The sequence below is a fragment of the Pseudomonas sp. NFACC24-1 genome, assembly GCF_900115235.1.
Lineage (GTDB): Bacteria > Pseudomonadota > Gammaproteobacteria > Pseudomonadales > Pseudomonadaceae > Aquipseudomonas > Aquipseudomonas fluorescens_AA.
In genome coordinates this window covers 203841-216118 of the sequence record NZ_FOVS01000008.1, presented here as the reverse complement: position 1 = coordinate 216118, position 12278 = coordinate 203841, and the positions used below count along the sequence as shown (strand labels likewise).

The following is a 12278-nucleotide window of genomic DNA, read 5'->3' as shown; positions in this document are numbered from 1 at the left end:
GAACCGAACGCACGCCTGTACAAGACCGGCGATCTCGGTCGCTGGCTGGCCGACGGCACGCTGGAATACCTGGGGCGCAATGACTTCCAGGTGAAAATCCGTGGGTTCCGCATCGAGTTGGGCGAGATTGAGAATGCCCTGGTGGCCTATCCAGGTATCCGCGAGGCCGTGGTCATTGCGCGGGAAGACAGCCAGGGCGATTCGGACAGCAAGCGCCTGGTTGCCTATGTCTGCGGCGACCCGGTCCCGGCCGAGCAACTGCGCAGCGCGTTGTTGAGCGGCCTGCCCGAATACATGGTACCCAGCGCCTTCGTGCACCTCGATGCCCTGCCCCTGACCGCCAACGGCAAGCTCGACCGTCGCGCCCTGCCGGCGCCCGGCCAGGAATCCCTGGCGAGCAAAACCTACGAGGCGCCCCAGGGTGACACTGAAATCGCCATCGCCGAGATCTGGAAAGGATTGCTGCACCTGGATCAGGTTGGCCGTCACGACGGCTTCCTCGAGCTGGGCGGCCATTCGCTGCTCGCCGTACAGTTGCTCTCGCGGCTGCGACGCAAGCTGGGTGCACGGGTGACCTTGCGCGAACTGTTCGACGCGCCGACCGTGCGTGGCCTCGCCGCCCTGGTGCATGGGGCGTCGCCCACCGAGGCCGTGTCGATTCCCTTGGCCAATCGCGCGGGACGACTACCATTGTCCTTTTCGCAACAGCGTTTGTGGTTCCTCGATCATCTGGACCACGCGGCCGGTGCGGCCTATCACCTGCCATTGGCCTTGAGCCTGAAAGGGATGTTGGACAAAGCTGCGCTGCAAGCAACCCTCGACCGCCTGGTAGCGCGCCACGAAACCTTGCGCACGCGATTCGAATTGGTGGACGACGAGCCACTGCAAAAAATCGCCCCGGCCGACTACGGTTTCCGCCTGGAGCAGCAGGACCTGCGTGCAATGGCCCCCGCTGAACGCCAGGCCACGCTCGAGCACCTCGGCCAGATCAACGCCACACAGTTGTTCGACTTGCACAGCGGGCCACTGATGCGCGGCCACCTGGTACAAGTGACCGATGACGAACATGTGCTGTTCATCACCTTGCATCACATCGTTTCCGATGGCTGGTCCAACAGCGTGCTGGCTCGCGAGGTCAGCGTGCTCTACAACGCCTTCACTCAAGGCCAGAAAGACCCGTTGCCGCCCCTGGCGCTGCAATACGTGGACTATGCCGCCTGGCAACGACAATCCCTTGAAGGCCCGGCGCTGCAAACCCAGATCGACTTCTGGCGGCAACACCTGGAAGGTGCGCCCGTGCTGCTGAACCTGCCGCTGGATCGTCCGCGCCCGGCGATACAGCGGTATACCGGTGGCATCATCGAGTGCAGCTTTTCGCCCGCCCTCAGCGCCGATCTGCGGGCATTCAGCCAGGCCCGGGGCACCACGTTGTTCATGGTGCTGCTGGCAGGCTGGTCAGTGTTGATGAGCCATCTGAGCGGCCAGGCAGATGTAGTGGTCGGCACGCCGGTGGCCAACCGTCAGCGTCCGGAGCTGGAGGCGTTGATCGGTTTCTTCGCCAACACCCTGGCGTTGAGAGTCTCCACCGAGCGTGATACCCGCATCGACGAGCTGCTGGGGAAAATCAAGGACTTGACCCTGGCCGCCTACAATCACCAGGACCTGCCCTTCGAACAGGTGGTGAGCGCCCTGCAACCGACTCGCAGCATGAGCCACAGCCCCTTGTTCCAGGTGATGTTGAGCCTGGACAACACGCCACCGGCACCGTTGCAGTTGCCCGGGCTCGAGGTGCAAACCCTGGCAAGCCCCCACAACACCACGCAGTTCGACCTGTCGCTGTCGCTGATCGACAATGGCGAACGCATCGCTGGCAGCCTGCAATACGCCAACGACCTGTTCGACCTGCACACCGTGCAGAACATCGCCGGATTGTTTGCCAAGGTCCTGGAAAACCTGGTGACCGACGCACAGCAATCCATCGGCCAGTTGTTGCAGGACACGCCGCCGCTGGAGCGCTCGGCCAATGCCGTCGTCCAGCCCGTCATCGCTGAAGACGGTCCTGTGCCGTTGCCTTATGAAGCGCCTCAAGGGGATACCGAGATCGCCATCGCGGCCCTCTGGCAGGACCTGTTCAAACAGGAACGGATCAGCCGCCACGACGACTTCTTCAGCCTCGGTGGTATTTCGCTGATGGCGGTGCAAATGGCCTCTCGCCTGCGCAAAGTCCTCGGGAAACCGATCGCCGTGCGCGACCTGTTCGTCGAGCCGACCATTGCCGGTTTCGCCAGGACCCTCGATGGCCAGTCCCGGCCCGGTGTCCAGCGCAATCTGGTGCCGATCCGCCGCACCGGCTCCCAGCGACCGCTGTATCTGGTCCATCCCTTGGGCGGTGAAGTGCAATATGCGCGGGACCTGGCGCCAACGCTCGATCCCCAGATACCGGTCTATGGCTTGGCCGCCAGTGGCTTGGTGGCGGGCGAGGCCCCCCTGTCCGATGTGCCGGCCATTGCAATGCGTTACCTGACGGCCATCCGCCAGGTCCAGCCGCAAGGTCCGTACCGGATCGCCGGTTGGTCGGCCGGTGGCCTGATCGCCTATGAAATGGCCCGTCAACTGCAGGCCGGCGGTGAGGCCATAGAGTTCCTCGGCATCATCGATACGTCGACCCGTCCGGACCCGCTGCCCGAGCCATCGATCAGTGAAGCGCAGTTCCTGATGGCCTGGCTACCCGAGGGGATCGACCCTGATCTGCTCCGGCAACTGACGGCGCTGGCGGAAGACTCTGCCATCGAGGCGATGCTGACACTGTGCATGACCCATCGCCTGCTACCGGAGGAGTTGCCCGATGACATCGACGCTGCCCTGCTGCGCACGCACTTGGGCGTTGCCTATGCCACGCGGCTGGCTATCGGCAGCTACGTCAGCCCGCCCAGCCCGCTCACGGTGTCGTTGTTCACTGCAAAAGATCAGCAACGCAGCGACCCGACCCTGGGCTGGCGTGCGTTGCTGCAGGATCAGGTGAACGTGACGGCCCTGCCCGGCACCCACAACACACTGGTCAAGGCGCCCCATGTAGCCCGGCTGGGCGAGGCAATTTCCCAGGCCTTGAAAACCGCCAGGGTGTCATGACAGCCCCGGGCTGTCCCGCGAGCAATTCGCTGGGCAGCCCGAGGTGTGGAGGCTGATCCATCGTCATCGCGAGCAAGCTCGCTCCCACAGGGGATCCGAGGTGTTCATGGAGCTTGCATTCACCACAGGCCGCCTTGTGGGAGCGAGCTTGCTCGCGATGACGGCGGCACAGCCGACATCGGCACACGCTGACCCACCGCTTCGCGAGCAAGCCCCACAGGTTTCATCCCTGATCTGCGAGCCGGAATGTCCCCATTTTCCGCTACAGACGTTTCCTACCTGCAACCGCTTAAATACCCCCTCGAGCTGAATCGTTTTTTGTGGATGGAGTCCACAGGCGATGTCCGGTCGCCCGCCGATCAGGACTGTTACCCACCGCACGATCACTCAAAAAGGGAGCCTTATGCATGTGATCATTACGGCCATCGGCTCAGCCGGTGACGTTCACCCATTTATCGGGATCGGCCGCACCCTCGCCGCACGCGGGCATCGGATAACCTTTTGCGCCAGCGCCGCGTTCGCTCCGGTGATCGAGCGCTGTGGCTTCAAGTTCCTGCCCTTGGGTACCCGCGAGGAATATCAAGCGGTCATGGCTGACCCGGCGTTGTGGCATCCGCGCACGTCACTGCCCACCCTATGGAAAACCGTCGGTGGCACGTTGCGCGAACAGTATCGGCTACTGGAACAAGCGTGTGACGACGACACCGTCCTGCTGGGCTCGTTGTGGGCATTTTCCGCGCGCCTGCTACAGGAAAGACACGGCATCCCACTGGTCACTGGCCAGGTCACACCGTTCGCCATCTGGTCGCCCCTCGCGCGCCCCGTCCATCCGCCTGGAACGAACCTGCCGACCTTCGTTCCGTATCCCTTGCGACGCCTGCTGCTGGGGGTCATCGAGCACACCTTTCTCGATCGGCTCATGAAGCCTGAGCTCAACGGTTTTCGCCGTGAATTGGGCTTGCCTGGGGTCAAACGCATCATCAGTCAGTGGATCTCCTCGCCCGACCGGGTATTGGGGTTGTTTCCGGACTGGTTCGCCCCGATCCAACAGGACTGGCCTGCCCAGACGGTACTGACCGGCTTCCCGTTATTCGATGAATCCGGCTTCGAGGCCCCAGACGCCGAGCTGGAGGACTTTTTGAATGCAGCCCCACCGGTGGTGTTTACCCCGGGTTCGACGACGGTCAATGCCGAACAGTATTTCGCCGCTGCGGCGAAAGCACTGAAGTTGATCGACCGCCGTGGCGTGTTCCTGACCAGCCAGCCGGTCGACCCGTCGTTGTCCAGCGACGGCAGGATTCTGGTCAGGCCTTATGTTCCCATGAGCCGCATCCTGCCCCATACCTCGGCCCTGGTGCATCACGGAGGCGTCGGGACCACGGCCCTGGCAATCGCCGCCGGGGTGCCACAGATCGTCACCCCATTTGCCCACGACCATTTCGACAACGCCGCGCGAATACAACGCCTGGGATGCGGCTTGCAGGTATTCACGCCGGCCTCCGCCGAGTCACTGGCCTCAGCCCTGGACACGGTGCTGAACAGTGCTGACGTGCGCACCCGTTGTGACCGCTACAGCAAGGCGATGGCCAGTGGTGACAGCGCCCGCGAAGCGGCAGCGCTGCAAATCGAGGCAATCGCCCGCAGAGCCGCGACGTATCGCGTTGCGTAATCACGGATTGATTGGCGACTGACACAGCGCTGCCATTGGCCCGGCCAGAAGGCATCACTCTTTTCACTCGTTTCATCGGGCCAGCGGATCGGCCCACGGAGAACACCATGACCCAGACCCTGCCCGCATCGAGCGCAGAGTGCGTGCTTTATCCCCTCACCACCCCGCAACTGGACATCTGGCTGGACCAGGTGCTGCACGCCGACAGTCCGTTGTACAACATCGGCGGCTATGCCCGCATCAACGGCACGGTCGACGCCACGCTGCTGCAGGCGGCCTTCAACCAGATCGTCAACGGCCACGATGCCCTGCGGATCCAGCTGGTGCCCGGCTCCAGCGAGCACCCGCTGCCGCGCCAACGCTTCCTGGGGCCGGTCGACGCCCCGCTGGCGGTGCACGACGTGTCGGGCCATGCCGATCCGGAGGCCAGCGCATTGGCCTTGCTGCAGGCCAAGCTGCAAATCCCGTTTTCCTTTGACGATGGGCTGCTGGTGCGCGCGGACCTGGTCAAGGTCCGGGAAGACCTCCACTACTGCTTCGTCAATTGCCATCACCTGATCATCGATGGCTGGTCCTTCGCCATGATTGGTCGAACACTCAGCCAGGCCTATACCGCCTTGCATGACCAAGCGCAAAACACGGCGACGGCCCCCACCTATCAAGCGTATGTCGAGCAGCAAGTCGCCAGCAAAGACTCGGCTTCGTTCCAGCGCCAACGCCAGTACTGGCTGGAGAAGTACCGCACACTGCCCGAGCCCCTGCTCGCGCCCCGTCACCTGGGTCGACTCGACCAACGCCTGTCGCCCAGCCAGAACCATGCCTGGCGCTTGCCCCGGACGCTTTACAACCGTCTTGGCGAAAACGCGAAGGCCGCGGGCCAGGCGACGGTCTTCCACGTCATGCTCGGGGTGCTGTACAGCTACTTTGCGCGCACCGAACAACGGGATGAAATCGTCATCGGCCTGCCCATCCTCAACCGCGCCAATGCCGCACACAAGGCCACGATGGGCTTGTTCGTCGGCATGAGCCCGGTACGTCTGAGCCTGGGCACCGACCTGAGCTTCAGCGACCTGGTCGGCAAGATCGCCCTGACGCTCAAGCAGGATTATCGCTACCAGCGCTTCCCGCTGAGCGAATTGAACCGCGAACTCGGGTTACAGAACCTGGGGCGTCGGCAGTTGTTCGACGTGGTGGTGTCCTACGAACAGGACCAGGACACCTGGTACGGGCCCGCGCCGGCACAGCCGGTCAAGCTCAGCAATGGCTACGAACAAATGCCACTGGCGATGCACGTTCGTGAGTCCGCGCCGCAAGACGATGTGTGGATGCACTTCATCTACAACGAGGCCTATTTCGACGCGCCGCAGATCGAGGCCCTGCAGCAGCGCTTCATGAACATCCTGGCGTGCGTGGCCGCTGATTTCGACGTGTCGGTCGCGTCCCTCGACCCGTTGGCGCCCTCTGAGCGCCAACTGCTGCGGGACTGGAATCGCACCGACGTCGACTACCCCAGGGATGTGCTGCTCCATCAATTGATCGAGGCCCAGGTCGCCGCTCGCCCCGACGCCATCGCGGTGCGCTTCGCAGACCAGGCGTTGACTTACGACGCGCTGAACCGTCAGGCCAACCGCCTGGCCCATGCCCTGCTGGAAACCGGGCTTGGCCGCGACGATCGCGTTGCCATCTGCCTGGACCGCAGCCTGGAGATGGTGGTCGGCCTGTTGGGCATTCTCAAAGCGGGTGCCGCCTACGTGCCGCTGGACCCGGGTTATCCGGCCGACCGCTTGAGCCATATGCTCAGCGACAGCGCGCCCAGTGCCCTGATCACCACCCAAGGGTTATTGGCGAACCTGCCCGCCGTGACGATGCCCGTGCTGTGCCTGGATGCCGACTCTGAAGCACTGTCCCGACAACCGACGCACAACCCGGACCCCGCCGCGCTCGGGCTGACGCCGCGACACCTGGCCTACGTGATCTACACCTCCGGTTCCACCGGCTTGCCCAAGGGCGTGATGAACCAGCATGACGGGGTCGTCAATCGCTTGCTCTGGGCGCGCGATGCCTATGGGGTCGATGAACACAGCCGGATCCTGCAAAAGACGCCGTTCAGTTTCGATGTGTCGGTCTGGGAATTTTTCCTGCCGTTGCTCAGTGGCGCGCAACTGATCGTCGCCGCCCCCGACGGGCACAAGGACCCGCGCTACCTGATGGACATCATGGCGAGCGCCGGCATTACGCTACTGCATTTCGTCCCATCGATGTTGCAGGTCTTTCTCGACCAGGTAGAGCCACAGCGCCTGCCCGCGCTCCAGCAGGTCTTGTGCAGCGGCGAAGCCTTGCCCCATGCCTTGCAGAAGCGTTTTTTCGAATGTCTGCCGACGGTGCAGTTGCACAACCTCTACGGCCCCACCGAAGCGGCGGTCGACGTGACGGCATGGCATTGCCGGCCTGATGCGCACGACGGCATCGTCCCGATCGGCCGACCGATCGCGAATATCCAAATGCATGTCCTCGACGCGAACCTGCAACTGCTGCCACCGGGGGTGGCCGGTGAGCTGCACATCGGTGGCATCGGGGTCGCGCGGGGTTACCTGAACCGTCCCGAGCTGACGGCCGAACGGTTTATCCACGACCCCTTGGGCACCGAGCCCCAGGCCCGGCTGTACAAGACCGGCGACCTCGGGCGTTGGCTGCCCGATGGCAGCCTCGAATACCTGGGACGCAACGATTTCCAGGTGAAAATCCGCGGCCTGCGCATCGAACTGGGCGAGATCGAAGCCCACCTGCTCGCCTGTGAAGGTGTCAAGGACGTGGTCGTGATCGCCCGCCAGGAAGCCGGTGATGCGTACCTCAACGCCTATTGGGTGAGCGAGCCCGGCTGCTCGCCATCCCCGCAGGCGCTGCAGGAAACCTTGCGCCAGCAGGTGCCTGACTACATGGTGCCCAGGCACCTGGTCGAACTCGATCAGTTCCCGTTGAATGTCAACGGCAAGCTGGATCGCAAGGCCCTGCCCGAGCCGACAGCCAACCTGGATAGCGATACAACAGCCCCACGCACGACGCTGGAACAGGCCCTCGCCGAGCTGTGGCGGGACAACCTCAAGCGCTCGACGCTGGGCATCCATGACAACTACTTCATGCTCGGTGGCGACTCCCTGAAGGTCATCCACTTGCAGATCCATGCCCGTGAACAGGGGATTGCGTTGACCCTGGCGCAGGTCTACCAGTACCCCACCATTGCCCAGTTGGCCGAGGCCCTGGAATCCGGGCAACCCCCGGCCACCGAGTTTGAACCCTTGGCCCACGTGGCGCCTTTCGCCCAGGTTCCGGCGGCGATCCGCCTGGCCAGCGAAGGTGTGTTCGATGACGTGTTTGCCGCTTCGCAACTGCAAGTCGGGATGATCTATCACTCGATGATGCACCCGGACTCGGCGATCTATCACGACATCTTCCGCTACCGCTTGCGCCTGCAGTGGGATGCGCCGGCATGGGAGCGGGCCTGTGCCGCATTGATCCGGCGTCATCCGGCCTTGCGCATGTCGTTCGATATCGGTCACGCCGAGGTGCCCATGGCCCGGGTTCACTCGAGCGTCGAGCCCCCGGTGCAAATCATCGATGTCTGCTCAATGAGCCCCGACGCCCGGGCCCAGGCCATTGCCGCCTACGTGGAGGAACGCAAGCGTTACCGCGAAGACTGGCATCGGGCGCCGCTGTATCAGTTCTGCGTGTTCGTCGCGGAGACTGAAATCGACCTGGTCTTCAGCTTCCACCATGCGATCCTCGACGGCTGGAGCGTCGCCACCTTGATGCGCGACCTGATCACGCTCTACACCTCGGCACCTGGCACCGACGCCCTGCCGGCCCTGACCACCACGCCAGCCGACTTCGTGGCCCTGGAGCAACAAGCCATCGCTAGGCAGACCCACCGCCGGTTCTGGCGCGAATACCTGCACGAGGCGCCCGCCGCGGCCATGACCAGCTGGATCCATGGGGTGGCACCGGACCCGACACCGCACCGCTCGGCCTACCGGGAACTGCCCGCCGCGGACCTGGCCCGGCTCGAAGCCTTCTGCCAGGCCCATGACCTGCCCCTGCGCGCGGTCCTGCTGACGGCCCACGGTTTCGCCCAGGCGATCATGTCCAATCAAAAGGACGTGCTGTGCGGCGTGATCAGTCATGGTCGGCCGGCGTTCGAAGATGCCGCCTCGGTCCTGGGTCTGTTCCTCAATACCCTGCCGGTACGCTTCAGCAGCCAGGGCCAGAGCTGGCTGGAGCTGATCCGGGCAACGATTGCCCAGGAACAACAGGTATTCGCCCATCGGCGCTATCCGTTCGCGTTGATTCATCGCGAGACCGATATCGCCTTGAACGTGGTGTTCAATTACGTCGATTTCTACGTGCTCAAGGACCTGCTGGCCCAAGGCGAAGAGATCCTCACCGACTGGGAAACCACGGAAGCGAGCAACTACGACTTGCTGACCACCCTCGGCCGCCACCCCGCCAACGGTTCGCTGATGTTGAAGATGGACTACCGCACCGCGCGTGTCGCCACGAGCCAGGCCGAAGCCTATGCCGAGTACCTGCTGCGTACGCTGGAACTAATGATCGCCGCGCCTGAGGCCAAGCCGGCCATTCCGGCCTGGCTGCCGCCCGTCGACCGAACTACGCCGCAAGCCACTACGGCTTTACCCCACGACAACCTGTCGAGCGTGTTACTGGACAGTTTCGCCCGCCATGGCGAGCAGACCGCCGTGAGCTTTGGCCAGGCCCGTCTTTCCTACCGCCAACTGCACGATACTTGCGCCCAACTGGTGAGCTGGCTGCACCGGCACGGTATCGGCCAAGGGGATCGGGTCGCAATCATGATGCCCCGCTCGCCCGACCTGATCGTCGCCTTGCTCGGTGTCGTTCAGGCCGGCGCCGCCTACGTTCCGATCGACCTGAGCTATCCGCAGGAGCGTATCCAGCTGATTCTCGAAGACTCGCAGCCACGCCTGGTGCTGTTCGCCGATGCCTCTGCGAACCTGGCGATGGCCCTGGCAGGCCAGGCCGATACGCGCCACTGGGACAGCGTGGTCGCCGGCTTCGACGACGATCTGGCCGGCAGTCACCAACGGGGGGCCGCCATTGCCGCTGGCATCATGGCTGAAGACAACGCCTACTTGCTCTACACCTCGGGCTCGACCGGCCGCCCCAAGGGCGTGGCCATGCCGCACCTGGCCTTGACCAATATGATCCTCTGGCAGAACCGCCAGCAGGCGCAGGACGTCCACTGGACACAAGCGCTGAAGACGCTGCAATACGCACCCATTTCGTTCGACGTTTCGTTCCAGGAAATTTTCTCGACCCTGTCCAGCGGTCATGAACTGGTGATGATTGACGAAGGATTGCGCTATGACTTCATCCGCTTGCTGAAGTTTATTGGCACGCAAGCGGTGAATCGCCTGTTCCTGCCCTACGTCGCCTTCCAGGGCTTGGCCGAAGTCGCCACGCAACTGGGTATTTACCCCACCTCGCTGCGCCAGATCAACGTCGCTGGCGAGCAGTTGAAAATCACTGCCGAAATCCGAGACCTGATCGATCACCTCGGCGACTGCCGGGTCGAGAACCACTATGGCCCGACCGAGGCCCATGTGGTCACGAGCCTGCGACTTGAAGGCGCGACGGCGACCTGGCCGAGCATGCCGCCCATCGGCACACCCATCGACGGGGTACGCCTGCATGTCCTGGACGCGGCCGGCAACCCCTGCCCGGTCGGCGTGACGGGCGACCTGTTCATCGAAGGGGCCTGCCTCGCCAATGGCTACTGGAATCGCCCCGACCTGACCGACGAGCGCTTCATTTATCGCCAGCTCGAGGGGCAGACCCGACGCTTGTATGAAACCGGCGACATTGGCTTCTACTTGCCTGGCGGCGATCTCGTGTACCAGGGCCGCAGCGACGCTCAAGTCAAGATTCGCGGTTACCGCGTCGAGCTCGGCGAGATCGAAGTGGCCATGCTCGGCTCCGCCCGGTTCAGGGCCGACATCGAGCAGGTGGCGGTCATCGACAAGACGGCAACCGACGGCAGCCGTTATCTGGTGGGGTTCGTCCAGGCCCTGCCGGACTGCGAGCCGGACCTGGACCAGTTTAAGGCGGAAATGCGCCTGGCGCTGCCCGACTACATGGTGCCGAACACGCTGGTCAGGATCGCGAAGCTACCGCTCGGGCCCACGGGCAAGATCGACCGGCAGCGCTTGCAAAAGATAGAAGTCCAGACCACCTTGCAACGGTCCTTCATCGGACCGCGCAATGCCATGGAGGATCTGCTGCAAGCCTACTGGCAGGAAACGTTGGACCTGGACAACATCAGCATCCACGACAACTTCTTCGAGCTGGGGGGCAATTCGCTCAAGGCGGTGCGACTGGTGGCCATGCTCGCCAGACATCAAGGCCTGGAACCTTCGCTGTCCGATTTTATCCAGGCACCGACCATCGCCGAATTCGCCCAGGTGTTGCAACAGACCGAAACCGGACACCCCGGCGCCGGCGCGCTGGTGGACTTCAAGAATGCCACGCGCAAGCCGACGTTGTTCCTGGTCCACCCCATCGGCGGACACGTGCTGTGCTATGCGGCACTGGCGCGGGTGCTCAAGGACCAGGTCCACCTGTATGCCCTGCAAGCGCCAGGCACATGGGATGGCCGTGAACCGCTGCAATCGGTGCAGGCCCAGGCGGTGTACTACGCGGACGCCATCGAGCGGGTCGCTCCTGAAGGCCCCCTGAACATAGGCGGCTGGTCCTATGGCGGCGTCGTGGCGTATGAACTGGCCAGCGAGTTGCAGCGGCGCGGACGGCGCCTGCATAACGTGTTCCTGCTGGACACCATCGTGCGCGTCAGGCAGGGCGAGGTGCAGATAGAACGCAGCGAGTTCATGAACTGGTTCATGTGGGAACTGCTCAGCGGCGACGGCCAGAAGGAATACGCCTATCAGGCCCTGGACTTTTCCTCCCTGGACGACCCGCAGGCCTTCGCGGCGATCCGGCAGCACGGCATCGACCAAGGCATTTTCGACGAGACCATCACCCTGGCGACACTCGATCAGCTGTTCCGGGTGTTCCATGCCAATTGGCAAGGACTGCTGGACTATCGCTTCCCGCCACTGGACCTGCCCATCACGCTGTTCGCAGCGGACGTCGAGCTGCCCGATGTACTGCAAGCCCCCCATGAACTGGTGGGTACCGCCTTCCGCGACCCGTACCGCGGCTGGCGCTCGATTGCACCCCAAGTGCAGCGAGTCGCCGTGGAGGGTGACCATCTGACCATGATGCGCGAGCCGCACATCGAGCGAGTGGGCCAATGCATCCGATCACGGATGGACCTGGCCCGGGCCAGGAACGCCGAATCCATGAATGCACTGGCTTGACCAAGACCGCCGATCACGGGGCCGGATTGACGGCCCCGCTTGACTCCATCGCCCGGTCGTTCCGGGCCCGATAC

At 63.6% G+C, this 12278-nt stretch carries 3 protein-coding genes; all 3 read left to right on the top strand.

Annotation, left to right across the window (positions count from 1 at the left end; translation table 11 throughout):
- Positions 1 to 3129: condensation domain-containing protein (locus BM317_RS10515; protein WP_139236026.1), on the top strand; the 3129-nt coding region annotated here is incomplete at its 5' end.
- A gap of 403 nt (positions 3130 to 3532) precedes the next feature.
- Positions 3533 to 4798: a glycosyltransferase gene (locus BM317_RS10510; protein WP_170866254.1), complete on the top strand. Its 1266-nt coding sequence runs from the start codon at positions 3533 to 3535 to the stop codon at positions 4796 to 4798.
- A 107-nt stretch (positions 4799 to 4905) separates the two neighbouring features.
- Positions 4906 to 12204 (top strand): amino acid adenylation domain-containing protein, encoded by a 7299-nt coding sequence (locus BM317_RS10505; RefSeq protein WP_092474257.1) that lies wholly within the window; start codon positions 4906 to 4908, stop codon positions 12202 to 12204.
- Positions 12205 to 12278 lie beyond the last annotated feature (74 nt).

What these genes read in the sequence shown, in the direction of transcription:
- BM317_RS10510 (WP_170866254.1), top strand. Translation starts at nt 3,533, where the DNA reads ATGCATGTGATCATTACGGCCATCGGCTCAGCCGGTGACGTTCACCCA.
- BM317_RS10505 (WP_092474257.1), top strand. Translation starts at nt 4,906, where the DNA reads ATGACCCAGACCCTGCCCGCATCGAGCGCAGAGTGCGTGCTTTATCCC.